This window comes from Chimaeribacter arupi (assembly GCF_002858805.1).
Classification (GTDB): domain Bacteria; phylum Pseudomonadota; class Gammaproteobacteria; order Enterobacterales; family Enterobacteriaceae; genus Chimaeribacter; species Chimaeribacter arupi.
In genome coordinates this window covers 30,494-54,746 of sequence record NZ_PJZI01000036.1, presented here as the reverse complement: position 1 = coordinate 54,746, position 24,253 = coordinate 30,494, and the positions used below count along the sequence as shown (strand labels likewise).

Sequence of the window (24,253 nt, the reverse complement as noted above, 5' to 3'; positions counted from 1 at the left end):
ATGGCGGCCGGTTTCCTGCTGGACTACACCGGCGGCTTCAACGCGGTCTTTATTTACTTCGGCATCTGCGCCGCCCTCGGCCTGCTGATTATTTGCACACTCGACGAACCGAAATAACCGTCACTGATAACCCGTTCTTACTTTCTTTATCCGGAGCTTACTTATGTTGTTAAAAGATAAAGTCGCCGTTATTACCGGCGCGGCCTCCCCACGCGGCCTGGGTTTTGCCACCGCCAGACTCTTTGCGGAACAGGGTGCCAACGTGGTGATTATCGACCTGGATGCCGCGGCCAGCCGGCAGGCCGCCGCGACGCTTGGCGACGCGCACCTGGGGCTGATGGCCAACGTGGCGGATGAGGCGCAGGTGAGCGCGGCCGTCGAGCAGGTGCTGGGCCGCTACGGCCGCATCGATATTCTGGTGAACAATGCCGGGATCACCCAGCCGATCAAAACCCTGGACATCAAACGCGACAACTACGACGCCGTGCTGGATGTCAGCCTGCGCGGCACGCTGCTGATGTCCCAGGCGGTGCTGCCGGCGATGCGCACGCAACAGGGCGGCAGCATCGTCTGCATCTCCTCGGTGTCCGCCCAGCGCGGCGGCGGGATCTTCGGCGGCCCGCACTACAGCGCGGCCAAAGCCGGGGTGCTGGGGCTGGCGCGCGCCATGGCGCGGGAGTTCGGCCCTGACAACATCCGGGTCAACTGCATCGCGCCGGGGCTGATTCAGACCGACATCACTGCCGGCAAACTCTCCGATGAGATGAAACAGACCATCCTGAGCGGCATCCCGCTCAACCGCCTGGGCGATGCACAGGATGTGGCGCGCGCCGCGCTGTTCCTCGGCAGCGATCTCTCTTCTTACTCCACCGGGATCACGCTGGACGTGAACGGCGGCATGTTAATCCACTAAGCGAGGCTGCACCATGTCCCAGATTGATACCGAAAACACCGTGACCGGCATTGAGGCGGTGGCCGCCGCCGCGTGGCGCATCCGCCGTTACGCCCTGCGGATGGGCGAAGTCCAGGGCCAGGGCTATATCGGCCAGGCGCTGGGTTACGCGGATGTGCTGGCGGCAGCCTTCAGCCACGCCATGACCTACCGCCCGGAGGAGCCGGCGTGGGAGGGGCGCGACCGTTTCCTGCTTTCCCACGGCCATTACGCCATCGCCTGTTATGCCGCGCTGATTGAGGCGGGCATCATCCCGGAAGCGGAGCTGGAGACCTACGGCTTTGATGACAGCCGCCTGCCGATGTCCGGCATGGCGACCTACACCCCCGGCATGGAGATCTCCGGCGGCTCGCTGGGCCAGGGGCTGACCATCGCGGTCGGCATGGCGCTGGGGCTGAAGCAGAAGCGCAGTGCCTCCTGGGTGATCAACTCCATGTCAGACGGCGAGCTGGACGAGGGCGCGGTCTGGGAAGCCGCGCTCTCAGCGGCGCACTACGGGCTGGATAACCTTATCAACCTGGTGGACATCAACCGCCAGCAGGCGGACGGCGACTCACGCAAAATTCTGGGCTTCGAGCCGCTGGAGGAGAAGTGGGCCGCGTTTGGCTGGTATGTGCAGCGCGTCAACGGCAACGACCTGCCGGCGGTGATCCGGGCGTTTGATAACGCGAAACAGTGCCCGGAAAACCAGCCGCGGGTGATCCTGTGCGACACCCTGATGGGCAAGGGGGTGCCGTTCCTCGAAACCCGCGACAAGAACCACTTTATCCGTGTTGATGCCGATGAATGGCAAAAAGCCCTCGCGGTGCTGGATGCCAACACCCCCACAGGAGCGCACTTATGAGCCAGACCACCCAGACCAAACCCCGCCTGACCACCTCCGCGATGATTGCCTCGATTGCTGAAGAGGGGCAGGCCACGCGCGCGGCACCGTTCGGCCATGCGCTGGTGCAACTGGCGAAGCAGCACCCGGAGATTGTCGGCATGACGGCCGACCTGTCGAAATATACTGACCTGCACATTTTCGCCCAGGCTTACCCGGAACGTTTTTTCCAGATGGGCATGGCGGAACAGTTGCTGATGGGGGCCGCGGGCGGCATGGCGAAAGAGGGGTTTATCCCGTTTGTCACCACTTATGCGGTGTTTGCCACCCGCCGCGCTTATGACTTTATCCACCAGGTGATCGCGGAAGAGCACCTGAATGTCAAAATCTGCGCGGCACTGCCGGGGCTGACCACCGGTTACGGCCCGAGCCACCAGGCGACGGAGGATCTGGCGATAATGCGCGGCATCCCGGGCATGACAATCATCGACCCGTGCGATGCCCTGGAGATTGAGCAGGCCGTCCCGGCGATGGCCGCCCATGCCGGGCCGGTCTATATGCGTTTGCTGCGCGGCAAAGTGCCGGTGGTGCTGGACAAATACGACTACCGGTTTGAAATCGGCAAAGCGCGGCTGCTGGAAGAGGGAAATGATGTGCTGATCATCTCCTCCGGCATCATGACCATGCGTGCGCTGGAGGCAGCGGAGAAACTGCGCAAAGACAACGTCAGCGTGGCGGTGCTGCACGTGCCGACCATCAAGCCGCTCGATGAGAAAACCCTTCTTGAACAGGCCGCCAGACCGGGGCGGCTGGTGTTGACGGCCGAAAACCACACCCAGCCAGGCGGGCTGGGCGAGGCGGTGGCTGCCCTGCTGATGCGCAATAAAGTCTGGGCGGATTTCGATGCCATCGGCCTGCCCGACGCGTTCCTCGATGCCGGCGCCCTGCCGACCCTGCACGACCGATACGGCATCTCCACTGCCCGCATGGTGGAGAAAATCAAACAGCGGCTGGGGTAATCTCCCCGATTCTTTTTCCCCCGCTGCGGCGGGGGTTGTCATTCTCTTCGCATCACTCGCAATGGCACCTCTGCTATAACACACAAACATTTTATGGTTTTTCATAGCCGGACTGTTTCTCAACATGATAAAAAGTTAGAAACATAAGGGCTTACAAAAACGCTTTGAAAAAGGCGATACAAGCGGAGTCCAGGCAAAAGATGTGGAGCGCATTAAACTCCGTTTGCTGGTACTTGATGAGGCGGCAACCATTGATGAATTTAAGCATTATCCCGGCTTTAAATTTCATTCGCTGAAGGGGGACAGACAAAACCTTTTTGCGATTACCGTCCGCGCCAATTGGCGGATCACCTTCGAATTCAAAGAGGGTGATGCCTATATACTTAATCTTGGGGACTACCACTGATGACCATGATTAACCCCCCCCATCCGGGCGGCTTGATCGCGGAATACCTGGAAGACTATGGCGTCAGCCTCCGGGCCCTGGCGCGTGACCTGGATGTCTCTCCCTCGGCCTTGAGCAAGGTCGCGACAGGTAAAACGGCGATCAGTCCCGATATGGCCCTCCGCCTTGAGGCAGGGTTAGGCATTGCCGCTCGCTTGTGGCTGGCAATGCAGGCCGCCTATGACCTCAGCCGCGCCCGCGCCGTGCTCGACCTGTCGCGGGTTGTGCCCTCGCCCCACACGCACAATGCACTGACGCATTAAGCAAGAAGCCCGCGGTTATGCGGGCTTATTAATTCATCGCGTGAATTTCTGATCCCCAATCATTCCCCATCACAGAACAACCCATTCATTATTATTCACTACAAAAGAACAATAATCAGTTTTACAGTAGGCTCACATTCTTAAAACAGCGAGCCGAATCATGCAAATGTCCTCCGATACCCACGCATTTTCTGTTAACCCCGCCAACGGTGAAAAGATTGCCACCTATCCGTTTGTGACGGCTGACCAGATCGATCAGGCCGTTGAGAATAACTACCGCGCTTACCAGCAATGGCGCGCCCTGCCGCTGGCGGCGCGGGCGCAAAAGCTGCGCGATCTGGCCGTCTCACTGCGCGCCCATGCGGAACCGCTGGCGCTGATGATAACGCTGGAGATGGGCAAGCCGGTGAACCAGGCGCGCGCCGAGGTGGAGAAATCCGCCGCACTGTGTGACTGGTATGCCGAGCATGGCCCGGCGATGCTGGCAACGGAACCGACCCTGGTGGAAAACCAGAACGCGGTGATTGAATACCGCCCGCTTGGCCCGCTGCTGGCGGTGATGCCGTGGAACTTCCCGCTCTGGCAGGTGCTGCGCGGCGCGGTGCCGAGCCTGCTGGCAGGCAACAGCTATGTGCTGAAACATGCGCCGAATGTGCTCGGCAGCGCGCAACTGATTGAGAACATTTTCCTGCATGCCGGGTTCCCGGCCCATCTGTTTACCCAACTGAACGCCACCAATGAAGGCGTGAGCCAAATCATCAACCATCCACGCATTGCGGCGGTGATGGTGACCGGCAGCGGCCGGGCCGGCAGCGCCATCGCCGCCCAGGCGGGCGCCGCGCTGAAAAAATGCGTGCTGGAGCTGGGCGGTTCCGATCCGTTTATCGTCCTGAACGATGCCGATCTGGATGAGGCCGTGAAAGCCGCCGTCGCCGGGCGTTACCAGAACAGCGGTCAGGTGTGTGCGGCGGCCAAGCGCTTTATCGTGGAAGCCGGGATCGCCGCGCGCTTCACGGAGAAATTTGTTGCGGCAGTACGTGCCATCAAAATGGGCGACCCGCGCGAGGCTGAGCACTATGTCGGGCCGATGGCGCGTTATGACCTGCGTGACGAGCTGCATCAACAGGTTCAGGACTCCCTGGCACAGGGCGCGACGTTGCTGCTCGGCGGTGACAAGCTGGCCGGCGCAGGCAACTATTACCTGCCGACGGTGCTGGGCAACGTGACCCCAGATATGACCGCATTCCGTCAGGAGCTGTTCGGCCCGGTGGCCGCCATCAGCGTGGCGCAGGATGCCGGCCACGCGCTGGCGCTGGCGAATGACAGCGAGTTCGGCCTGATGGCGACGATTTACACCGCCGATGCGCAGCGCGCAGAACAGATGGCGGCCGCGCTGGAGTGCGGCGGCGTGTTCATCAACGGCTACAGCGCCAGTGACCCGCGCGTGGCGTTCGGCGGCGTGAAGAAAAGCGGCTTTGGCCGGGAGCTTTCCCATTTTGGCCTGCATGAGTTCTGCAACATCCAGACCGTATGGAAAAACCGCCGTTGACCGGTTGCCGGGGGTGCCGCGCCCCCGGATCGCATAAATGAATAATCCTCATAACAGCATTATCGCTAGGCTGCTAAGCGATAAGCCTGCGATTGCCTATACTTGGCAAAGTCTGTGTTAAAGGAGAGAGAAAATGCCCCATGTGCTTGTAAAACTGGTACCCGGTAAAACCGAGGAGCAAAAACGCGCGTTGACCGACGCCATCTCCCAGAGCGTACAACAACATCTCGGCTCCACCGAGGATGAAGTCTCCGTGGCGTTTGAAGAGGTGCCGATGGATCAATGGGCTGAGACGGTCTATCGCCCTGAAATCGTCGGCGCAGCGGATAAACTCTATAAAAAGCCCGGTTATACGCTGTGATCGTGGCCTGCCTGACCGGGCAGGCACGCACAAACCTGATTCTTACATTACGCTGTATACGGGCGCCGCGAGGGTGTCCGTTTTCTTTTTTACATCAAGAGGTGGTAAACAATGAAAACCCAGGGCTATGCAGCACTGAAAGCGGGCGCACCGCTGGTTCCTTTCTCCTTCGAGCGTCGTGCACTGCGTGACAACGATGTCGCCATGGAAATCCTGTTCTGTGGCGTCTGCCACTCTGACCTGCACCAGGCCCGCAATGACTGGGGTATGGGCAGCTACCCGATGGTACCGGGCCATGAGATCGTCGGCCGCGTGACTGACATCGGCGCGGGCGTCACCCGCTACAAAGCCGGTGACCTGGTGGCCGTAGGCTGTATGGTCGATTCCTGCCAGACCTGTGACCAGTGCCGTCAGGGCGAAGAGCAGTTCTGCCGCGAAGGCATGACCCCGACCTACGCCGGTCAGGATCGCATCACCCAGGAAACCACCCAGGGCGGCTACTCCAAGCACCTGGTGGTGCGTGAAGAGTTCGTGCTCTCCGTGCCGGAGACGCTGGAACTCTCTAAAGTTGCCCCGCTGCTGTGCGCCGGGATCACCACTTACTCCCCGCTGCGCACCTGGGGCGTTGGCCCCGGCAGCCGCGTCGCGGTGGTTGGCCTGGGCGGCCTCGGCCATATGGCCGTCAAACTGGCAGCCGGTATGGGCGCGACCGTGACCGTTGTTGGCCGCAGCGCGGCGAAAGCCGACGATGCCCGCGCGCTGGGTGCTGACCACTACCTGATCTCTACCGATGAGCAGGCGATGCAGGAAGCGTACAACAGCTTTGACGTGATCATCGACAGCATCCCGGTGCGCCACGACGTGTCGGTATACATGCCGCTGCTGGATGTGGACGGGACGCTGGTGATGGTTGGCCAGATTGGCCCAATCGACGAGCAGAACACCATGCCGATGGTGTTTGGCCGCCGTCGCCTGGCCGGCTCCCTGATTGGCGGCATCAAAGAAACCCAGGAAATGCTGGATTTCTGCGGCCGTAAAAACATCCTGCCGGAGTGTGAAATCATCAACATCGATCAGATCAACGAAGCGTTCGAGCGCATGGAGCGTTCTGACGTGCGTTACCGTTTCGTGATCGACATGGCGTCCCTCTCCGCCTGATGCGTCACCCTGCCTGATGTCCCACGCTGCGCCCAGGGGCGCAGCGTTCTTTCGCTTCGTTTTCCCGCTCTCGCTCTATTTCATCCATCCGACCAATTGGCCCTCCTTCATCAACGCGACTTTGCCGGAACGGTAAATAATCACCTGGTTTAGCCCGCCAAAGTAAACCGTAGCCTGCGGCGTCTTCTCATCGATCGCCATCACCACCCCATCCAGCGTTACCCAATTACCGCCATCTTTTACCACCACTACCCGGCCAAACCCTTTATAGGTTTTAACCGCCTTTGCGGCGTGGTGTGTGGCCTGCGGATCTTCTTTTGCCATTGCCACATGCTGTTGCGCGCATCCCACCAGCAGAACGGCAGCCATCATCATTTTACGCATGGTCATTTTCTCGTTGTTATTTACAGGTTATTCAGCGGCGACCACGTAATAGCGCGAGGATGCCGAACATCACGATCATGATCACGACCCCTGACAGATGGGCGAAGACAAAGGCAAAGAGGCGGCCAAGTGTCCAGCCAAAACCGCGCAGGAAATAAGCGATAAACATGTCAAAAATCCCGGCAATTAATGATGTCCGTGACCATCAGCATTCATGCCCCCGCCCATCGCACCGGCGTGCGCATTGGCCGCGCCATTGTTCCGGGTGCTGGACGCCGTTTCATGGCCCGGTTGGTGATGCTGCCCGCCGTTATGGGCGGTGTTAACGGGCATGGTAATTGCCGGGATATGCGGCACAGCGACTTGCGTCCCCGGCGGCAGCGCGGCGGCCGTCGTCTGCACCTGAACCCCATTTACAGCGGCACTCACGGGGGTGGTCCCCGGCAGGCTGCCAGCCGCCACATTGATAACGCCCATGACGCGCTGTTGCTGCATAGCAGCGGCAAGTTTCATGCTGGTCGCGTTGATGACGGCACCCTTACCCACGGCATTCATTGCCCGTGCGGTTAACTGCGCAGCAGCGCGCTCATCGGCATAAGCCTGTGCACGCGCTGCCGCAGCGGCATTCAGGCGTTGTTCTGCCTCGCTGCCGTTCACGCCACTGCCAAGCTGGAAAGCTGCGTGATTATAGGCCGCCTGCGCGGCCGTCGTGTTTATCTCAGCATGGCGGGAGTCCAGCGCAGCGCAGGCAGTATTCGTTACAAGCATAGCAATGGCGATAAAGGTATTTTTCATACGCACTCTTAAATGAAAGATTTCAGCTTCGTTTCCGGCGCGCATCATGCCTTTGTTACCCGGCTTACAAATTGATCCCGATCATCACTGCCGCGGCTTATATTGAAATTCGTATGAATAAAAAACAGGAATTCATGGCACATATGAAATGGTGGCGGATCATGCCGGGCCGGGGCTGTCACCTTATTGAAACCGGCTTTTTCTCCAGGGTTGCTACACTTAACCCTTTAACCAAGGAGCCGCGAATGAAATCTGTACGTCTGATTGAAACCCTGCTGATCGGGGAAGATGAACACCCGACCCATAAATATGAGATTTACGGGTCCGACAGCCAGACCCCGGAATACGCGCTGTTGTTTGAGCGGCAGGCTACCGGCAGCGGCGGCTGGGTGGAGAGTGAAGAGCGCATCAGCCTGGCGGTTGAACAGGAAAAACAGGAAGCGAGTTCCGTGATGGATTATGGCTACAGTGACAGCGCCGCCGCGCTGCGCGATCTGGTCAGTGACGCCATCACCCGCTGTGAGGAGCACTGGCAGGAGAGCCAGCACCCGGGGGAGAATGAGCGGCACTAAGCCGCTTTTTCCTTTTACCCTTGATACTCCCCGCGCCGCTGCGGGGAAAACGAGTCCGGGGAGTGGGTTAACAATGTCTCCGGGCGGATGCGGTGCAGGTGGTAATCCACCTGATAATCGCGGGTATTACGGAACATCACGGAATAATTAAGAAACACGCCGCTGTCGCTATAAGAAAGTGACGTGATCCGCAGCAGCGGTGTGTGCTCAGGCACATTGAGAAAGCCGGCGAGCTGTTTATCCGCCAGGATCGGCGTCAGGCTTTCATAGTTGCCGCTGATCGTAATGCCGCACTCCTTCTCAATATAATCGAATTTTGACCCCTCCAGATGCACCAGCGACAGGTTCCGGAACAGCTTCACCGGCATGTAACTGTCCTCCAGCATCAGCGGTTTTCCCTCCACTGAACGTACACGGCGCGAAAAGTAGATCCGCTCGTGAACCTGGATGCGCAGCTGGCTGGCGATGGCGGGCGGCGCGGGCATCAGTTCAAACGCCAGCACCTTGCTGGACACGTTTTTCCCTTGCTGGCGCATCACCTCCACAAAACCGGTGAGGTTGGTGGTTTCGTGATGGACATCCTTACGCGCCACAAAGGTGCCGCTGCCGTGACGGCGTACCACTAATCCCCCGCCCACCAGCAAATCAATCGCCTTACGGATGGTCATCCGCGCCACGCCAAACTCCTGCGCCAGGGTTTTCTCGCCGGGCAGCGGGCTGCCAATATTGTAATCCGACGAATTCAGCCGCAGGCGTAACCGTTCTGCAATGGATTTATAGATCATCTGTAGATCTCTCTGTGCCAGTTAACAGGGATAGTGCTGTTGAACATGTCCAGTTTATTGCAGAAAAGTAGACCTGAGCGCGGGAAATAAAACCATGAATGCGATCACGGATCACAGCGGCGCGCCATGTCGCCGGAACCGCGGCTCTCTATTCTTCAGGTCAGTCAGGATTACTACAAAAACCATTCACCCTACATTTGTTGTTTTATGAGGATGTAAAAATGCTCAGTCAAATACAACGCTTTGGTGGCGCCATGTTCACCCCTGTTTTGCTGTTTCCGTTTGCCGGCATGGTTGTTGGTATTGCCATTATGCTGCAAAACCCCCTGTTTATTGGCGAAGCATTAACGCGCCCCGACAACGTATTTTTTCAAATCGTCAGGATTATTGAAGAAGGGGGCTGGGCGGTATTCCGTAATATGCCGCTTATTTTTGCGGTGGGCCTGCCGCTGGGCCTGGCAAAACAGGCGCATGGCCGGGCCTGCCTCGCCGTATTAATTTCCTTCCTGACCTGGAACTATTTTATTGGCGCGATGGGCATGGTCTGGGGAGATTTTTTTCACGTTAATTTTAATACCGAACCCGTAGCGGGGAGCGGGCTGACGATGATCGCCGGCATTAAAACGCTGGATACCAGCATTATTGGCGCCATTGTGATTTCCGGCCTTGTGACGGCCATCCATAACCGCTTTTATGACAAGGGCTTGCCGGTTTTCCTCGGCATTTTTCAGGGCACCTCGTTTGTCGTGATTGTTGCCTTTTTCGTGATGCTGCCCTGCGCATGGTTGACCCTCCTGTGCTGGCCAAAAGTGCAGGTGGCGATTGGGTCACTGCAAACCTTTTTAAGCGGTGCCGGGGCACTGGGTGTGTGGATCTATACGTTACTTGAGCGGCTGTTAATTCCTACAGGCTTACACCATTTCGTCTATGGCCCGTTTATTTTTGGCCCGGCGGTGGTGGAAGGCGGATTACAGCCCTACTGGGTTCAGCATATCCATGAATTCAGCCAGAGCACGCAGCCATTAAAAGATCTCTTCCCGGCAGGCGGCTTCGCCCTGCACGGTAATTCCAAAGTCTTTGGCGCACCGGGTATTGCCCTGGCGATCTATTACACCGCCGCACCGCAAAACCGGGTGAAAGTCGCAGGGTTATTAATTCCGGCCACCCTGACCGCGATTCTGGTCGGTATTACTGAGCCGCTGGAATTCACCTTCTTATTTATCGCGCCGTTCCTGTTTGTTATTCACGCGCTGTTAGCCGCCACCATGACCGCCATCATGTATATGGCGGGCGTGGTCGGGATGTTCGGCGGCGGTCTGCTCAATGAGTTTTTACCCCTCAACTGGATGCCGATGTTCCATCACCATGCGTCGGTGATGTTTATTCAGCTCGGCATCGGCCTCGCTTTCACTGCCCTGTGGTTTGTGGTTTTCCGCACGTTGATCCTGCGCTTCAACCTGAAAACCCCCGGCCGTGAAGAGAGCGACATCAAACTCTACAGCAAAGCCGATTACAAGGCGTCGCAGGGCCTGCCGCCTGCCGCTGCGAAGGCCGCTGCCACGGTTAAAACAGGGCAGGCCGCCGGTTTCCTGCATGCGCTGGGCGGCGCGGCGAATATTGAAAGCGTGAATAACTGCGCCACGCGTTTGCGTATCACGCTGGTCGATATGGCGAAAACCCAAAGCGACGATGTGTTCAAAGCCCTGGGCGCACATGGCGTCGTGCGGCGCGGCAACGCCATTCAGGTGATTGTCGGCCTACATGTTCCCCTGGTGCGCGATCAGCTGGAAAGCCTGATGAAAGCCCCTTTATCCACCCCACCCTCCCCCATGAAAGAGGTCATATCATGAAAAAATTCTCGGTCGTTATTGCCGGCGGCGGCAGCACGTTTACCCCCGGCATCGTGTTGATGTTACTGGCCAATCAGGATCGTCTCCCATTACGGGCACTGAAATTTTATGACAACGACGGCGCGCGCCAGGAGGTGATTGCCGAAGCCTGTAAAGTCATCCTGCGTGAGCAGGCACCGGACATCGATTTTTGCTACACCACCGATCCGCAAACCGCGTTCAGCGATGTCGATTTTGTGATGGCGCATATCCGCGTGGGCAAATACCCGATGCGTGAAAAAGATGAGAAGATCCCGCTGCGGCACGGCGTTGTCGGCCAGGAAACCTGTGGGCCGGGCGGTATTGCCTACGGGATGCGCTCTATCGGCGGCGTGCTGGAGCTGGTGGATTATATGCAGACCTGGTCACCGGACGCCTGGATGCTGAACTACTCCAACCCGGCGGCGATTGTCGCGGAAGCCACGCGGCGGCTGCGCCCGACGGCAAAAATCCTCAATATCTGCGATATGCCGATTGGCATTGAGGGGCGTATGGCCCAGATCCTCGGCCTGCAAGACCGCAAACAGATGATCACCCGCTATTACGGGCTGAACCACTTTGGCTGGTGGCATTCAGTAGAGGACAGGGAAGGGAACGATTTAATGCCTGCGCTGCGCCGATACGTGTCTGAACACGGGTATATTCCCCCGGCGAATGATGCGCATACGGAAGCGAGCTGGAACGACACGTTCGCGAAAGCGAAGGATGTGCAGGCGCTGGACCCGGATACGCTGCCCAACACCTATCTGAAATATTATCTCTACCCGGATTATGTCGTCGCGCACGCCAACCCGGAGCGCACACGGGCGAATGAGGTGATGGATCACCGGGAGAAGCATGTGTTCAGCGCCTGCCGCGCCATTACCGAGGCCGGGCATTCTGCCGCCGGTGAGCTGGAAATCGATGAGCACGCCTCTTATATCGTCGACCTGGCCGCCGCCATCGCCTTCAACACGCAACAGCGTATGCTGCTGATCGTGCCGAACAACGGCGCTATCGCCAATTTTGATGCCGATGCGATGGTGGAGATCCCCTGTCTGGTGGGCAAAAACGGCCCGGAGCCGCTGACGGTCGGCAACATTCCGCACTTCCAGAAAGGGCTGATGAGCCAGCAGGTGGCAGTGGAAAAACTGGTGGTCGATGCCTGGGAGCAGGGGTCATACCTGAAACTGTGGCAGGCCATCACCCTGTCGAAAACCGTGCCGAGTGCCTCTGTCGCCAAAGCGATCCTGGATGACTTAATCGACGCCAATAAAGCCTACTGGCCGCCATTACGTTAATCCTGCGGGCCGGCAGCGTTCTGATGCCGGCCCAGCGCTTTTGCCTCTTTCGCTGTTGCCTGCCTTACCCCCGCCCTTTGCGCGCCAGCAGGGTGGCGAAACGCATTTTAATCCGCTCGCCCTGGGCGTTGGTTTTATGCAGCGCGCCGGGGTTCTCGTTATATTTCAGGATCTCCCAGCCTGCGTAGGCGTCCCGCAATTCCCCGGTGCGGAAGGTGAACGGGAACGGCATCACACAGGGGTAGTCTTCGCTGTCCATCGCCGCCACGATCAGGTTATAGCCGCCCGGCACGGTGGCCTGTTGCATCTGCTGTAACAGCGGCGCGATGCTTTCCGGTTGCAGGAACATCATCACTACCGTCGACAAAATAAACGCATAGTGCCCTGTTATCACCGCGCCGTTCAGGTCGTGCTGCGCGGTGGTGATGCCGGATAACCCCTCGACGCTGACAATCGTGTTCAGGCTGGCCAGGCTTTCGGCGTGTTTGTCCCACCCTTCTACCGTAAAGCCCTGTTGCTGCAAATAGAGCACATTGCGGCCGTTGCCGCAGCCCACATCCAGCGCCCGGCCCGGCGGGATGATCCCGGCGGCCTCGATCACCTCGGAATGGGGCAGCGTCAGCTGATATTTTTTATGGTAGTAGGCCGCCGGTTCGCAGTAGAACGCCAGACGGCAGGCGATGTCCGGGCTGAACGCCACAATGCGGTGCCACTGCTGCGGCGCGATGCGCGGCGGCTGGTGATCCCGGTCAAAGGTAAAGCGCTGCGTCACGTCGCCCTGTTCAGTCAGCAGGGCAAACTCCAGCGTGCCGTTGAGGATCGTCAGCTGCGCCCAGGTGCCCGGCTGGGTATTGTGCGGCTGCTGGAAAGCCGTGGGCAGCGTATCGTGGTGCCACACCGGCAGGGTTTTGTAGCAGACCAGCGTGTCGTCAGAAGTCGGGGTGGTGTCGCAAATTACATCGTGCATACATGCCTCATGGGATCGGGTAACTGTTTCAATAACAGGAAAGCCTCTTTCATCCGGCCTTCGCTGACCACAAATGCCTGGAGCTGCTGCTGGTCATCCCTGCCGCAGGCGATAAGCCCGTCGCGCCCCGCTTCCACCACCCAGTGCAGATCCGGGGCGGTGGCCTCCCCGGCCAGGTGCAGCGGCAGGTCCGGGGTTTTCACCTTGATCAGCATCGGCGGCAGGCGCAGGCTGTCCCGTGCGCCGGTGAGGTTTTTCGCCAGCGTCATGGCCGCCAGTTGTGCCGGTTGCAGATAGGGCCACAGCCTGCCCTGGATTTCGGCACAGTCACCCAGCGCAAAAATGGCCGGGTCGGAGGTCGCGAGATGCGCGTCCACCACGATGCCGTGGCGGGTCTGCAACCCGGCACCCTGCGCCAGCGCGATATTCGGCATCAGGCCGATGGCGCAGACCACGACGTCCGCGTGCAGCGTGCGGCCATCAGCCAGCGTCGCGGTAATCTGATCATCCTGGCGTGCCAGCGCGGCGGCTTCCGCATTGAAATACATCTGCACGCCGCTGCCGATCAGCCGGTGTTGCAGCCGGGCGCTCACCTCCGGCGGCATCAGCGTGGCGAGCAGGGCGGCGGCGCGGTCCACCAGCATCACCTGTTTGCCCGCCCGGTTGAGGTCCATCGCCAGCTCGGTGCCAATCAGCCCGCCCCCCAGCAGCAGCACCCGCTGCGCGCCCTGCAACTCTGCCTCTGCCCGGCGGTATTCCTGCTGGCTGTTTAGGGTGTGCATCAGTTCCCGGCCGGGGATCGGCGGTATCCGCGCCTCCGCGCCCAGGGCCAGCACCAGATGACGGTAGGTGAACGTCCCGGCGTCGGTGACCACGCGCTGCGTCGCCCGGTCGATGCGCGTCACCGGCGTATGCGGGTGCAGCATCAGGTTATGGCTTTCGGCAAACGCCTGGGCAGGCAGGCGGGTAAGGTCCTCTGCCCGCTGGCGCTGGCTGAACACCTGGCTCAGCTCCGGTTTATGGTATTCGTCCGCGCTGTCGGCGGCGATTAACCGCAGGCTCAGGCGGCTGTCCAGCCGCCGCAGGTGTTTGACCAGCTGGCGCGCGGCAAAGCCTGCGCCGATGATAATGATGTCGTCGGTCATCGCTCAGCCCTCCAGCGGGTCAAACACCGATTTGCCCAGCCCACACTCCGGGCAGAGAAAATCGTCCGGGACATCAGACCACACCGTGCCCGGCGCCACATTTTGCAGCGGTTCACCGAGCGCCGGGTCGTACACCCACTGGCAGACGCTGCACTGCATACACTGGCCGCCGGCCGTGCCTTCGCTCTCCGGCGCGGCATTGACCGCCAGATCGGCGGGCGTCACCGCTTGCGCGGCCTGAACCGGCGGGGCTTTCACCGGCAGCGGTGACAGCGCCCACTGGCGGGCGATGGTGCGGCCATGCTCACGGCAGATTTCCAGCATATCGCCATCCGGCCGCCATTTGGCTTTCAGCGCCAGGGTGGTGTCGAACCCGGCATCCATCAACCGGGTCTGGATGCGGTCAACCGCCCCGCCGTTCCAGCCATAACTGCCGAAGGCGGAGGCTTTTTTGTTGCGGAAACGCAGGCCCGCCATCTCTTCCAGCATCCCCGCCACTTTCGGCATCATCACATTATTCATGGTAGAAGAGCCGACCAGGATCCCTTTTGAGAGGAACACCTGCGTCAGGATCTCGTTTTTGTCATGCCGCGACACATTATAGATTTTCACCGCCACGCGCGGGTCAGTCTCAATGATGCCCTGGGCGATCGCGTCCGCCATCATGCGGGTATTGTTGGACATGGTGTCATACAGCAGCGTGATGCGGTCTTCCTGATAATCCGCTGACCAGTTGAGGTAGTGCTGCACAATCTGCGTGGGGTTATCGCGCCAGACCACGCCGTGCGAGGTGGCAATCATGCTGACCGGCAGGTTAAAGCCGAGGATCTCATTAATTTTCGGCGTCACCAGCCGGCTGAACGGCGTCAGGATGTTGGCGTAGTAGCGCAGGCACTGCTCGAACAGCTCGTTCTGGTCGACTTCATCGTTAAACAGGTGCTCATCACAATAGTGCTGGCCGAAGGCGTCATTACTGAACAGCACTGCGTCGCCGGTCAGGTAGGTCATCATGCTGTCCGGCCAGTGCAGCATCGGCGTCTCGACAAAGATGAGCTGCTTGCCGTTACCGATCGCCAGTGTGTCGCCGGTTTTCACCACATGGAAATTCCACTCCGGGTGATGATGGTGGCCGTTAATTGAATCGATGGCGTTTTCAGTGCAATAGATGGGCGTGTCCGGGATGTGTGCCATCAGCGCCGTCAGCGCGCCGGCGTGATCCTCTTCCGCATGGTTAATCACGATGTAATCGATCGTGGCCAGATCAATCTCCTGCATCAGGTTCAGCACAAAATCCCGGCTGAATTTATGGTCGACGGTATCGATCAGGACGTTCTTCTCCTCGCGGATCAGGTAGCTGTTATAGCTGCTGCCTTTCAACGTCTTGTATTCGGTGCCGTGGAAGTCACGCACTTCCCAATCCCGTTGGCCGACCCAGGTGATATTGTTTTTGACGTGGATGCTCATGGAATGTCCTCTACAGAGTAATCAGTTACCCTGAGATTGCACAGCGCGTGCCAATTTTTATCTTATTGAAATATAATCAATAAAAATAAGTCATTGTAAAAATGACACAGGAGGAATAGTGTATTTTTGACACGGTTATTGTGGAAAAGACATGATGAAAATGTCCGTTAACGGGCTGGCCGCGCTGGCGGTTGACATGCAGAACGGGCTGTCCCGGCCCGACCGGTTTGACCGGATGATCGGCAGCCTGCATCAGCTGTTGCAGTGTGATGCCACCGCGCTGCTGCGCTTTGAGGGGCAACATTTCCGCCCGCTGGCCACCGCCGGGCTGGCACCGGATGTGATGGGTCGGCGGTTTCAGCTGGCGGCCCATCCCCGGCTGGAAGCGATTGCCCGCGCCGGGGACGTGGTGCGCTTTCCGGCGGACAGCGACCTCCCCGATCCCTATGACGGGCTGATCCCGGAACAGCAGGATCTGCACGTTCATGCCTGCGTCGGGTTGCCGCTGTTTTCCGGCCAGAACCTGATTGGGGCGCTGACGCTGGACGGCATGGACGCGCGGCAATTTGATGCCTACCGCGATGAGGAGCTGCGCGTGGTGGCCTCGCTGGTGGCCGGGGCGCTCAACAATGCCCTGCTGATGGCGCAACTGGAGAAGCCGGGCCGCCGCCTGACGGTCGCGGATGACGCGCCGCATGAGGTGGATGACACCGAAATGGTGGGCGATTCTGCCGCCCTGCAACAGTTGCAACGGGAGATGGCGGTGGTGGCGCCCACGGATCTGACGGTGCTGATCACCGGCGAGACCGGGGTCGGCAAAGAGCTGGTGGCGCAGGCGCTGCACCGGCACTCGGCCCGGGCGGCGAACCCGCTTATCTACCTGAACTGCGCGGCGTTGCCGGAGTCGGTGGCCGAAAGCGAGCTGTTCGGCCACGTCAAAGGGGCGTTTACCGGCGCGATCCACGATCGCACCGGCAAATTCGAGATGGCCGACGGCGGTACGCTGTTTCTGGATGAGATTGGTGAGCTGTCGCTGCCGTTGCAGGCGAAACTGCTGCGGGTGTTGCAGTACGGCGATCTGCAACGCGTCGGGGAAGACCGGCCGCTGCGGGTGGATGTGCGCATCCTGGCCGCCACCAATAAAGATCTGCGGCAGGCAGTGGCGCAGGGCGCGTTCCGTGCTGACCTCTACCACCGGCTGAGCGTGTTTCCGCTCCAGGTGCCGCCGTTGCGGGAGCGCGGTGATGACATCGTGCTGCTGGCCGGGTATTTCTGTGAAAAATGCCGGGTAAAATTCGGGCTGCGGCATCTGGCCCTCAGCGCCGCCGCCCGCGCCCGGCTGCGCGCCTATGCCTGGCCGGGCAATATCCGCGAGCTGGAACACGCCATCTACCGCGCCACGGTGGTCGCGCAGGCGGAAACCAGCGCGGCTGACCTGCTGCTGCTGCCCCACCATATTGCGCTGACGCCGCACAGCGACGCCCCGCAGGAGGAAATACCGGAAGACCCGCTGCCGCTGCAAAATTTACAGGCCGCCACGCGGGATTTTCAGCGCCGTTACATCCGCCGCGCCCTGGAGGCCAGCCATAACAACTGGGCCGCCTGCGCCCGTTGCCTGGAGATGGACCCCGGCAACCTGCACCGGCTGGCGAAGAAACTGGGGTTGAAATAGCGGCAGATAAGCGTTTTACGGCGGGGCGGAGCCAGCTGACTCAGCCCCTAGACAGGTTACTTCAGAGGCGGTAAATACGGCCTGTGCCGGTCGGCATTTCAACACTGAGGCTCAGGGTTCCGCCTAACGCCTCAATATATCGTTTCAGGCTGGCGAGTTTAATCTCTTCCCCGCGCGCTTCAATAGCCGCTATCGCAGGCTGGCTAATCCCCATCTTTTTCGCCAACTCTGTTTGGGACATCTCCAACTCTTCGCGTAGCTGGCGAAGCCGGATCTCAAGGATTTTCGCATCAGCTTTCTGCTGGATGCGCGCCTGTGATTCCGGGGAGCGCTTAGCGATTAATTCATTGAGTTTACTCATTTTACTGACTCCGGATAGTGTCTTTTTACGTCGGCGATTTTCATTGCCTCAAGATGTTTTCTATACTCTTCTTCCGCGGTTTTTATCATATCTGCGTAAAATCGTTTTTCTTTAAGGCCAGTTTTGTCACCCGCGCATAACACAATAGCCTGTCTTTTTGGGTCAAATACAAAGAACGCTCTGACAGGCCGACCGTTACTTTGCACCCTCAGCTCTTTCATGTTGGAAATTGTTGACCCCCTGATGTGGTCAACCTCCGGCCTGCCCAGCATCGGTCCAAAATGCTCAAGCACCTTTAAGCCTGCCAACACATCTTCGATCATGTCAGTATCTTGCTCTTCCAACCATTCATCAAAGTGTGCTGTGGTATCAACAATCCATCTTCCCATCTTACCCGCCTGCTCCTATAAACCATAGTATATATTATATAACCTGTAGTTTATATACCGATGTATGTGACCTCGCCCTGATCAAGGTCAGGTTTTAGGTATAGGGTGTGATCAAAAAGAGGAGGGTTTACAAAAGTGCACTTGTGAAGATAGGCTGGATGTAGCCGCACACAGCGCTTTTTTATTTTTGATTGGCGGAAAAATAAAAACCCCCACGGCCAAAAGCACACGAGGGTTTTTATTTATGGGCGTATTTCCCACAGCAAAATCTGCGCCCGGATCATTACATCTGAACAGGCTTTGCTGTGGGCCAATAAATAATAATGGAGAGAATAAAATTTGGAACGCCATCGAGGGATCGAACCCCGGACTGCCAACTTCTTGCTGAAATTGCCGTTCTTCCAACTGAGCTAATGACGTATTTTCTTTACCCCGGCCGCTGTTAATTAAATAACGGGCCGGGGTCATCAACACCAGGCGGGAAAACGTATCTGCTCCGGGAAACCCATCATCGCTGTTGCACGTTACCCTGCCCGGTATTTTAGCTTACAGCGCGACGACGTTCGCGGCTGATGGGCCTTTCATCCCTTGTTCGATGCTGAATTCAACCTGCTGGTTTTCTTCCAGGGTTTTGAAATCATTGCTCTGGATGGCAGAGAAGTGCACGAACACGTCTTTGCTGCCGTCAGCCGGAGAAATAAAACCAAAACCTTTACCCGCGTCGAACCATTTTACTGAACCTGTCATTTTAGTAGACATAGAAATTTCCTTTCTGTTTTTTTAGGCCGCCATAATGGCGAAAGAGGTCTGTTTTTTTAGTGAGAAATTATGGGGCGCTAAAAGAAGAAATTTCGCTGAAGAAGGGGTATCTGAAGATATCGCTAAGACGGAGAATCGCTTGACTCAAATTGCTTTCAAAAATCTGTACTACAAACCGAGAACGCTATTTACACATAATTAACAGGCATTAGCAAGCGCTATTTATTAAAGACTTTTTATACTGCCTGAAAATAACTGCGCGGCGCGTTATCCCTGCCCCCGCTTTTGCCCATGGCGGCAAAAGGTGCCATCGCCTTTTTTTCTGCCCGGCAAATTTGTTAAACGCCAGTGTTAAAGGCAGGATGCCTGAGGTTAATGTTAAAAGTATGTTGTAACTATGGAGCAACACGTAAACGGGGATATTGCCCCGGCAACACCGGGGCACCGTCCCTTACGCCGGGATACGCAGTTTCTGGCCTGGATAGATTTTATCGGGGCTGGAAAGCATCGGCTTGTTGGCTTCGAAAATCTTGTTGTACTGGTTGGCATCACCGTACATTTTCTGCGAGATTTTGCTCAGCGTATCGCCGGACACCACATTATAAAATTGCGACGCCGGTTCAGCCGCGGCGCTGGTCACCTGGTCTTCTACCTCGCTGATGCCGTGCACGTTACCGGCTGCCACCAGGATCTTCTCTTTCTGCTCCTGGGTCAGGCCGTCGCCGGTCACTACCGCTTTATTGCCGTCCACTTTCACATCCACTTTGTCACTGCCCGGCAGATTCAGTTCGTTGATGTGTTTTTTCAGGGCATCACTGGCCTGCGATTCGTTGCCTTTTACCGCATCCCACAGTTTTTCACCCGCATCTTTCACAAAATCAAAAAGTCCCATGCCTTACTCCTGGTTATGACGAAGAGTGTTAAACGTAGCAAAGATTTACCCCTTCAGCCGGTTGGTGCGGCAAACCCGCGCCGTTTTCCGGAGGAATCTGACCCAGGGCCTGCCCTTACCCCGCCTGGTAAAGCGGGAACGCGCCGAACAGCAGGCCACCGGCCATCAGCGCCAGGCTGACCAGGATCCCCCACTTGATGGCGAACCGCTGGTGGTCACCGATGTCCACTTTCGCCAGCCCCACCAGCAGGTAAACCGACGGCACCAGCGGGCTGAGCAAGTGGAACGGCTGGCCGATAATCGAGGCGCGGGCGATCTGTTCCGGGGTAATGCCGTAGCTGGCGGCCGTCTGCGCGATCACCGGCAGGATGCCGAAATAGAAGGCGTCATTCGACATAAAGAAAGTGAACGGCAGGCTGACCAGCGCGGTAAACACCGCCAGATAGGGGCCGAAACTGTGGGGGATGATCGCCAGCAGGCTTTTGGCCATCGCGTCCACCATGCCGGTGCCGGAGAGGATACCGGTAAACACCCCGGCGGCGAAAATCAGTGAGGTGACGGCCAGCACATTCCCGGCATGGGCACTGATCCGCGCTTTTTGCTGCGCCAGGGAGGGGTAGTTCAGCATCACCGCAATCGCGAACGCCAGCATAAACAGGATCTGGATCGGCAGCAGCCCGACCACCAGCAGCACCAGCAGCACCGTGGTCAGGACGAAGTTCGGCCAGAACATCCGCGGGCGGCGGTTGGCCTCGTTCTCTTCGGCATCCCCAAAGCCCAGATCGATATTTTCCAAATGCTGGCTGTCGAGGCGCATCACCCCCAGCCGTTTGCGCTCACTTACGCCGAACAGCATCGCCAGCCCCACCAGCGTGACGCAGCCCAGGAGGATCGCCGGCAGCATCGGGATGAAAATATCCAGCGCGTCAATGTTCAGCGCTGCCGCCGCGCGGGCCGTCGGCCCGCCCCACGGCGAGAGGTTCATGATGCCGCTGGCCAGGTTAATCAAACAGGTCATCGCCAGCACATTCATGCCGAGTTTGCGGTAAAGCGGTAAAAACGCCGCCACGGCGATCATATAGGTGGTGGAGCTGTCGCCGTCGAGGGAGACCAGCAGGGTTAAAATGGCGGTGCCCATCAGCACTTTCAGCGGGTCACCGCGCACTACCCGCAAAATGGCACGTACCAGCGGGTCAAATAACCCGGCATCAATCATCAAACCAAAATAGAGAATGGAGAACGTCAGCATCACGCCGGTCGGCGCCAGCGCCTTGACGCCGTTCAGCATCATCTCGCCCAGCCCGCTATAGAACCCACCCGCCAGTGCAAACAGGGTCGGCACAATAATCAGCGCAATCAGCGCTGACATCCGTTTTGTCATGATGAGATACATAAAGCAGGTCACCATCGAAAAACCAAGTATCGTCAGCAAAATCAGTTCCTCTTATCAGTGGCGAAATGGGCAACGAAACGGGGCGCAGCCGCGATGTTATGAAAATGTTTGTAAATAACCTTGTGATCGGTCATTTTATCGGCATTGGTTTACGGTTAACCCCTTGTTTATATTGAGTTAACCTCTTTGCAGCGTAGCAATGTTTTTTCGTGCAAACTTTTTTTAACAAAAAAAGGTGACAGCGATCATGCAGGAGAAAAGAATGAGGAAGGGAGTGTGACAGGGATCACGCATAAAAACGGCTAACGTCAGGCCGGCGGAGTGCCGGCCTGTCAGCAGGTTGGAAACCTCAAAAAACCTTAAATCTGTACCAGGCCGCCATCCACAAACAGTTCAGCCCCGTTAATGTAGCTGGCGTCATCAGAGGCCAAAAACAGCACCGCGTTGGCGATCTCAGCCGGCTGGCCGACGCGCCCGGCCGGGATCGCCTCCACCATCTGCGCTTTGATCTCTGCAGCCTCCCCACCGCTGCCGAACAAGGTGTCCAGCCCGCTGGTGTCCGTCACGCCGGGGCTTATCACGTTGACCCGGATGCGGCGTGCCTTGAGGTCGAGGATCCAGCTGCGGGCGAAGTTGCGCACTGCCGCCTTGGTGGCCGAGTAGACGCTGAAGGCCGGGGTGCCGGCGATGCTGGTGGTTGACGAGGTCAGCACCACTGCCCCGCCGTCACGCAACAGCGGCAGCGCCTTTTGCACCGTAAACAGTACCCCTTTCACATTGGTATCGAATGTCTGCTGATAGTGCGCTTCGGTAATCGCCCCCAGCGGCGCAAATTCCCCGCCCCCGGCGTTCGCCACCAGCACATCGATAGAGTGATGTTTCTGCTGCACTGCGTCATATAACCGGTCAAGGTCGGCGAGCTGGCTGACATCCCCTTGCACCCCGGTCACATTACCGCCGATGGTTTTCACCGCGGCGGCCAGCGTTTCCTCACGGCGGCCGGTGATAAACACCGCTGCGCCCTGGTCAGCAAAGGCTTTCGCGGTGGCCAGGCCGATACCGCTGGTGGCACCGGTCACCACGACCACTTTTTGAGCAAATGTCGTTTTCATCGTATTTCTCCGCTATCCGTTGGGTTGTTGAAAATGAGACTATCACCGCCACGACAGGGCAAAAAGTCGGCAAAAATGGGTTGTATCGTTCTGTTTATGGAACACTGGGAGGGTGGGTGCGCAATGATCTGAATGACTACCGCTACTTTGCGGAGGTGGTGGCGCACGGCGGGTTCGCCGCCGCCGGGCGGGCGTTGCAGGAGCCGAAATCCAAACTCAGCCGCCGCATCGCCAACCTGGAGACGCGCCTCGGAATACGGCTGATTGAACGTACCAGCCGCCGTTTCCGGGTAACCGAGGTGGGGCAGGCGTTTTACCTGCGCTGCCGGGCGATGTTGCTGGAGGCGGAACAGGCCGACGCGGTGATTGCCGAAACCCAGGCCGAGCCGCACGGCGTGGTGCGGTTCAGTTGCCCGACCGGCATGGTGGAGGTGGTGTCACCGCTTATCACGGCCTTTCTGCACCGTTACCCCAAAGTCAGGCTGCAACTGCTCGCGCTGGATCGTGCCGTGGATTTGATTGAGGAGCGGGTGGATGTGGCGCTGCGCATCCGCATCGCGCTGACCAGCGATGCCGAGCTGATCATGCGGTCGCTCGGGGAATCACGCCGTATTCTGGTGGCCGGGCGACAGTGGGCGAACCACGCCGGCAAGCCGATCAGCGCCCTCACCGGCCTGCCGACCCTCGCCACCCAGGATGAGCCGGGCGAGGTGGTGTGGGAACTGGAATCCACGGCAGGCGATACGCACACCCTGCGCCATGCCCCGCGCATGACCTGCAGTGATTTCGCGGCAGTGCGTGCGGCGGCCATTCAGGGGCTGGGCGTGGCGTTTCTGCCGGATCACAGCTGCCGTGAGGCACTGGCGCAGGGCGGGCTGATCCGCCTCTGGCCCGACTGGCACAGCCAGGCCGGGCGGGTGCATCTGGTGTTTACCACCCGCCGCGGGCTGCCCCCGGCAGTGCGGGCGTTTATCGACTGCCTCGCCGGGGGGTTCCCGGCCGGGGCGCTGAGTGACAAAGCGGGCTGAGTCTGAAAAGGCCTGCTTATGCGCCAACCAGCTTGCAACCTGCCCAAAAACCAGCGAAAGATAAAGCCCCCGTTTTTGCAAGGAGACGCCCATGTCTGCCCCGCTTTCGATTGGCTTTTTGCTGTTCCCCCGCCTTACCCAGCTTGACCTGACCGGGCCGTATGAGGTGTTTGTGCGTGCGCCGCATACCCGCGTGCACCTGATCTGGAAAACCCGTGACCCGGTCACGGCAGACCGCGGCCTGGGCCTGCTGCCGACCACCACCTTTGCGGACTGCCCGGATCTGGACGTGCTCTGCGTGCCCGGCGGGCCGGGGCAGATTGACCTGATGGAGGATGAGGAGACGCTCGCCTTCCTGCGCCGGAAAGCGCAACAGGTGCGGCTGATTACCTCGGTCTGTACCGGCTCGCTGGTGCTGGGCGCGGCCGGACTGTTGCAGGGCTACCGCGCCACCAGCCACTGGGCGTCGCTGGACCAGCTCGCGCTGCTGGGGGCCGAGCCGGTGGCGGAACGCGTGGTGCATGACCGCAACCGCATCACCGGCGCAGGCGTGACTTCCGGCATCGATTTTGCGCTGCATGTGGTGGCGGAAATCTATGGCGCGGAAGTGGCCCAGCTGATCCAGCTGCATATGGAGTATGACCCGGCCCCGCCCTTCTCCGCCGGTTCCCCGCGCAGCGCCTCCCCGGCCCTGCTGGACGCCGCCCGTGCACAGAGCGCGGCCTTTGTGGCAAAACGCCGCGCCGTCACGGAACGCGCCGCGGCCGCCCTGCACCGTCCAGACAAGGAGTCATAA

General features: G+C 58.9%; 27 protein-coding genes, 1 tRNA gene and 1 pseudogene. 14 read left to right on the top strand and 15 right to left on the bottom strand.

The window, feature by feature from the left end; genetic code table 11:
* Window positions 1-163 precede the first annotated feature (163 nt).
* From CYR52_RS18435 to CYR52_RS18400, 8 genes and pseudogenes are all read left to right on the top strand, one after another.
* The gene (locus tag CYR52_RS18435) at window positions 164-913 is read left to right on the top strand and encodes an SDR family NAD(P)-dependent oxidoreductase (RefSeq protein ID WP_072929187.1); all 750 of its coding nucleotides are present in this window, start codon (window positions 164-166) and stop codon (window positions 911-913) included.
* A 13-nt stretch (window positions 914-926) separates the two neighbouring features.
* On the top strand, window positions 927-1,796 hold the full coding sequence (locus CYR52_RS18430) for a transketolase (RefSeq protein WP_072929185.1): 870 nt from the start codon (window positions 927-929) through the stop codon (window positions 1,794-1,796).
* Window positions 1,793-2,794: a transketolase family protein gene (locus tag CYR52_RS18425; RefSeq protein WP_072929183.1), complete on the top strand. Its 1,002-nt coding sequence runs from the start codon at window positions 1,793-1,795 to the stop codon at window positions 2,792-2,794. Before CYR52_RS18430 ends, CYR52_RS18425 begins: the two co-directional genes overlap by 4 nt.
* Before the next feature lie 124 nt (window positions 2,795-2,918).
* Window positions 2,919-3,200, top strand: a pseudogene (locus CYR52_RS18420) (type II toxin-antitoxin system RelE/ParE family toxin).
* Complete coding sequence (locus tag CYR52_RS18415; protein WP_101829138.1) at window positions 3,200-3,502, top strand: HigA family addiction module antitoxin; 303 nt, start codon at window positions 3,200-3,202, stop codon at window positions 3,500-3,502. The pseudogene CYR52_RS18420 and the gene CYR52_RS18415 overlap by 1 nt, the downstream one beginning before the upstream one ends.
* A 157-nt stretch (window positions 3,503-3,659) precedes the next feature.
* On the top strand, window positions 3,660-5,051 hold the full coding sequence (locus tag CYR52_RS18410; protein WP_420912797.1) for an aldehyde dehydrogenase family protein: 1,392 nt from the start codon (window positions 3,660-3,662) through the stop codon (window positions 5,049-5,051).
* A gap of 133 nt (window positions 5,052-5,184) precedes the next feature.
* Window positions 5,185-5,412 (top strand): tautomerase family protein, encoded by a 228-nt coding sequence (locus CYR52_RS18405; RefSeq protein ID WP_072929177.1) that lies wholly within the window; start codon window positions 5,185-5,187, stop codon window positions 5,410-5,412.
* A 111-nt stretch (window positions 5,413-5,523) separates the two neighbouring features.
* The gene (locus CYR52_RS18400) at window positions 5,524-6,570 is read left to right on the top strand and encodes an NAD(P)-dependent alcohol dehydrogenase (protein ID WP_072929174.1); all 1,047 of its coding nucleotides are present in this window, start codon (window positions 5,524-5,526) and stop codon (window positions 6,568-6,570) included.
* Between the two features lie 75 nt (window positions 6,571-6,645).
* Here the strand turns inward: CYR52_RS18400 and CYR52_RS18395 are convergent, their stop codons facing one another.
* The 3 genes from CYR52_RS18395 to CYR52_RS18390 are packed head-to-tail and all read right to left on the bottom strand — an operon-like array spanning window position 6,646 to window position 7,797.
* Window positions 6,646-6,960, bottom strand: a complete 315-nt coding sequence (locus CYR52_RS18395; RefSeq protein ID WP_146000858.1) for a hypothetical protein — start codon at window positions 6,958-6,960, stop codon at window positions 6,646-6,648.
* Window positions 6,961-6,985: 25 nt separating this feature from the next.
* Window positions 6,986-7,123 carry a hypothetical protein gene (locus CYR52_RS22720; RefSeq protein WP_165698508.1) on the bottom strand — a complete coding sequence of 46 codons (138 nt, stop codon included), beginning with the start codon at window positions 7,121-7,123 and terminating at the stop codon, window positions 6,986-6,988.
* A gap of 17 nt (window positions 7,124-7,140) precedes the next feature.
* Entirely contained in the window at window positions 7,141-7,797 is a 657-nt protein-coding gene (locus CYR52_RS18390; protein ID WP_146001354.1) for a hypothetical protein, read from the bottom strand.
* Window positions 7,798-7,994: 197 nt separating this feature from the next.
* On the opposite strand from CYR52_RS18390, the gene CYR52_RS18385 reads away from it, so the two are divergent.
* Window positions 7,995-8,321, top strand: coding sequence for a hypothetical protein (locus CYR52_RS18385; protein WP_072929603.1), 327 nt, complete (start codon window positions 7,995-7,997; stop codon window positions 8,319-8,321).
* 14 nt (window positions 8,322-8,335) lie between these two features.
* On the opposite strand, the gene CYR52_RS18380 is transcribed toward CYR52_RS18385, so the two are convergent.
* Complete coding sequence (locus CYR52_RS18380; protein ID WP_072929168.1) at window positions 8,336-9,106, bottom strand: GntR family transcriptional regulator; 771 nt, start codon at window positions 9,104-9,106, stop codon at window positions 8,336-8,338.
* A gap of 221 nt (window positions 9,107-9,327) precedes the next feature.
* Here CYR52_RS18380 and CYR52_RS18375 point away from each other — a divergent pair, with 221 nt between their 5' ends.
* Window positions 9,328-10,956 carry an alpha-glucoside-specific PTS transporter subunit IIBC gene (locus CYR52_RS18375; RefSeq protein WP_101829143.1) on the top strand — a complete coding sequence of 543 codons (1,629 nt, stop codon included), beginning with the start codon at window positions 9,328-9,330 and terminating at the stop codon, window positions 10,954-10,956.
* Window positions 10,953-12,275 (top strand): 6-phospho-alpha-glucosidase, encoded by a 1,323-nt coding sequence (locus CYR52_RS18370; protein ID WP_072929166.1) that lies wholly within the window; start codon window positions 10,953-10,955, stop codon window positions 12,273-12,275. The genes CYR52_RS18375 and CYR52_RS18370 overlap by 4 nt, the downstream gene beginning before the upstream one ends.
* Window positions 12,276-12,339: 64 nt before the next feature.
* Here the strand turns inward: CYR52_RS18370 and tehB are convergent, their stop codons facing one another.
* The 3 genes from tehB to norV are packed head-to-tail and all read right to left on the bottom strand — an operon-like array spanning window position 12,340 to window position 15,851.
* Window positions 12,340-13,242 (bottom strand): SAM-dependent methyltransferase TehB, encoded by a 903-nt coding sequence (gene tehB / locus CYR52_RS18365; protein ID WP_072929163.1) that lies wholly within the window; start codon window positions 13,240-13,242, stop codon window positions 12,340-12,342.
* Window positions 13,230-14,387 carry an NADH:flavorubredoxin reductase NorW gene (norW, locus tag CYR52_RS18360; protein WP_101829134.1) on the bottom strand — a complete coding sequence of 386 codons (1,158 nt, stop codon included), beginning with the start codon at window positions 14,385-14,387 and terminating at the stop codon, window positions 13,230-13,232. The genes tehB and norW overlap by 13 nt, the downstream gene beginning before the upstream one ends.
* A gap of 3 nt (window positions 14,388-14,390) precedes the next feature.
* Complete coding sequence (gene norV / locus CYR52_RS18355; RefSeq protein ID WP_072929159.1) at window positions 14,391-15,851, bottom strand: anaerobic nitric oxide reductase flavorubredoxin; 1,461 nt, start codon at window positions 15,849-15,851, stop codon at window positions 14,391-14,393.
* A gap of 154 nt (window positions 15,852-16,005) precedes the next feature.
* Between norV and norR the strand changes: the two genes are divergently transcribed.
* Complete coding sequence (norR, locus tag CYR52_RS18350) at window positions 16,006-17,523, top strand: nitric oxide reductase transcriptional regulator NorR (RefSeq protein ID WP_072929599.1); 1,518 nt, start codon at window positions 16,006-16,008, stop codon at window positions 17,521-17,523.
* Between the two features lie 61 nt (window positions 17,524-17,584).
* Here the strand turns inward: norR and CYR52_RS18345 are convergent, their stop codons facing one another.
* From CYR52_RS18345 to CYR52_RS18315, 8 genes are all read right to left on the bottom strand, one after another.
* Window positions 17,585-17,884 carry a helix-turn-helix domain-containing protein gene (locus tag CYR52_RS18345; protein ID WP_072929157.1) on the bottom strand — a complete coding sequence of 100 codons (300 nt, stop codon included), beginning with the start codon at window positions 17,882-17,884 and terminating at the stop codon, window positions 17,585-17,587.
* Window positions 17,881-18,273 (bottom strand): type II toxin-antitoxin system RelE/ParE family toxin, encoded by a 393-nt coding sequence (locus tag CYR52_RS18340; RefSeq protein ID WP_072929155.1) that lies wholly within the window; start codon window positions 18,271-18,273, stop codon window positions 17,881-17,883. Before CYR52_RS18340 ends, CYR52_RS18345 begins: the two co-directional genes overlap by 4 nt.
* 111 nt (window positions 18,274-18,384) lie before the next feature.
* A complete protein-coding gene (locus tag CYR52_RS22475; protein WP_146001353.1) occupies window positions 18,385-18,624 on the bottom strand; it encodes a hypothetical protein in 240 nt (79 codons plus the stop codon).
* Window positions 18,614-18,693: transfer RNA gene (locus CYR52_RS18335), tRNA-OTHER, on the bottom strand. The genes CYR52_RS22475 and CYR52_RS18335 overlap by 11 nt, the downstream gene beginning before the upstream one ends.
* A 126-nt stretch (window positions 18,694-18,819) precedes the next feature.
* On the bottom strand, window positions 18,820-19,032 hold the full coding sequence (gene cspE, locus CYR52_RS18330) for a transcription antiterminator/RNA stability regulator CspE (protein WP_072929152.1): 213 nt from the start codon (window positions 19,030-19,032) through the stop codon (window positions 18,820-18,822).
* Window positions 19,033-19,483: 451 nt separating this feature from the next.
* Window positions 19,484-19,924, bottom strand: a complete 441-nt coding sequence (gene lysM / locus CYR52_RS18325) for a peptidoglycan-binding protein LysM (protein ID WP_072929150.1) — start codon at window positions 19,922-19,924, stop codon at window positions 19,484-19,486.
* 115 nt (window positions 19,925-20,039) lie between these two features.
* Complete coding sequence (locus CYR52_RS18320) at window positions 20,040-21,356, bottom strand: CitMHS family transporter (protein WP_072929148.1); 1,317 nt, start codon at window positions 21,354-21,356, stop codon at window positions 20,040-20,042.
* 320 nt (window positions 21,357-21,676) lie between these two features.
* Complete coding sequence (locus CYR52_RS18315; RefSeq protein ID WP_101829133.1) at window positions 21,677-22,429, bottom strand: SDR family NAD(P)-dependent oxidoreductase; 753 nt, start codon at window positions 22,427-22,429, stop codon at window positions 21,677-21,679.
* Window positions 22,430-22,545: 116 nt separating this feature from the next.
* Here CYR52_RS18315 and CYR52_RS18310 point away from each other — a divergent pair, with 116 nt between their 5' ends.
* Window positions 22,546-23,457, top strand: a complete 912-nt coding sequence (locus CYR52_RS18310) for a LysR substrate-binding domain-containing protein (RefSeq protein WP_175579000.1) — start codon at window positions 22,546-22,548, stop codon at window positions 23,455-23,457.
* 91 nt (window positions 23,458-23,548) lie between these two features.
* The gene (locus tag CYR52_RS18305; protein ID WP_101829132.1) at window positions 23,549-24,253 is read left to right on the top strand and encodes a DJ-1/PfpI family protein; all 705 of its coding nucleotides are present in this window, start codon (window positions 23,549-23,551) and stop codon (window positions 24,251-24,253) included.

Excerpts from the sequence above, each read along its gene's own strand:
- CYR52_RS18435 (WP_072929187.1), top strand. The coding sequence starts at position 164 with ATGTTGTTAAAAGATAAAGTCGCCGTTATTACCGGCGCGGCCTCCCCA.
- norW (WP_101829134.1), bottom strand. The coding sequence starts at position 14,387 with ATGACCGACGACATCATTATCATCGGCGCAGGCTTTGCCGCGCGCCAG.
- CYR52_RS18380 (WP_072929168.1), bottom strand. The coding sequence starts at position 9,106 with ATGATCTATAAATCCATTGCAGAACGGTTACGCCTGCGGCTGAATTCG.
- CYR52_RS22720 (WP_165698508.1), bottom strand. The coding sequence starts at position 7,123 with ATGTTTATCGCTTATTTCCTGCGCGGTTTTGGCTGGACACTTGGCCGC.
- CYR52_RS18400 (WP_072929174.1), top strand. The coding sequence starts at position 5,524 with ATGAAAACCCAGGGCTATGCAGCACTGAAAGCGGGCGCACCGCTGGTT.
- CYR52_RS18425 (WP_072929183.1), top strand. The coding sequence starts at position 1,793 with ATGAGCCAGACCACCCAGACCAAACCCCGCCTGACCACCTCCGCGATG.
- cspE (WP_072929152.1), bottom strand. The coding sequence starts at position 19,032 with ATGTCTACTAAAATGACAGGTTCAGTAAAATGGTTCGACGCGGGTAAA.
- CYR52_RS18305 (WP_101829132.1), top strand. The coding sequence starts at position 23,549 with ATGTCTGCCCCGCTTTCGATTGGCTTTTTGCTGTTCCCCCGCCTTACC.
- CYR52_RS18370 (WP_072929166.1), top strand. The coding sequence starts at position 10,953 with ATGAAAAAATTCTCGGTCGTTATTGCCGGCGGCGGCAGCACGTTTACC.
- CYR52_RS22475 (WP_146001353.1), bottom strand. The coding sequence starts at position 18,624 with ATGGCGTTCCAAATTTTATTCTCTCCATTATTATTTATTGGCCCACAG.
- CYR52_RS18390 (WP_146001354.1), bottom strand. The coding sequence starts at position 7,797 with ATGATGCGCGCCGGAAACGAAGCTGAAATCTTTCATTTAAGAGTGCGT.
- CYR52_RS18315 (WP_101829133.1), bottom strand. The coding sequence starts at position 22,429 with ATGAAAACGACATTTGCTCAAAAAGTGGTCGTGGTGACCGGTGCCACC.
- CYR52_RS18395 (WP_146000858.1), bottom strand. The coding sequence starts at position 6,960 with ATGACCATGCGTAAAATGATGATGGCTGCCGTTCTGCTGGTGGGATGC.
- CYR52_RS18340 (WP_072929155.1), bottom strand. The coding sequence starts at position 18,273 with ATGGGAAGATGGATTGTTGATACCACAGCACACTTTGATGAATGGTTG.
- CYR52_RS18345 (WP_072929157.1), bottom strand. The coding sequence starts at position 17,884 with ATGAGTAAACTCAATGAATTAATCGCTAAGCGCTCCCCGGAATCACAG.
- tehB (WP_072929163.1), bottom strand. The coding sequence starts at position 13,242 with ATGCACGATGTAATTTGCGACACCACCCCGACTTCTGACGACACGCTG.
- CYR52_RS18405 (WP_072929177.1), top strand. The coding sequence starts at position 5,185 with ATGCCCCATGTGCTTGTAAAACTGGTACCCGGTAAAACCGAGGAGCAA.
- lysM (WP_072929150.1), bottom strand. The coding sequence starts at position 19,924 with ATGGGACTTTTTGATTTTGTGAAAGATGCGGGTGAAAAACTGTGGGAT.
- CYR52_RS18375 (WP_101829143.1), top strand. The coding sequence starts at position 9,328 with ATGCTCAGTCAAATACAACGCTTTGGTGGCGCCATGTTCACCCCTGTT.
- norV (WP_072929159.1), bottom strand. The coding sequence starts at position 15,851 with ATGAGCATCCACGTCAAAAACAATATCACCTGGGTCGGCCAACGGGAT.
- CYR52_RS18415 (WP_101829138.1), top strand. The coding sequence starts at position 3,200 with ATGACCATGATTAACCCCCCCCATCCGGGCGGCTTGATCGCGGAATAC.
- norR (WP_072929599.1), top strand. The coding sequence starts at position 16,006 with ATGAAAATGTCCGTTAACGGGCTGGCCGCGCTGGCGGTTGACATGCAG.
- CYR52_RS18385 (WP_072929603.1), top strand. The coding sequence starts at position 7,995 with ATGAAATCTGTACGTCTGATTGAAACCCTGCTGATCGGGGAAGATGAA.
- CYR52_RS18430 (WP_072929185.1), top strand. The coding sequence starts at position 927 with ATGTCCCAGATTGATACCGAAAACACCGTGACCGGCATTGAGGCGGTG.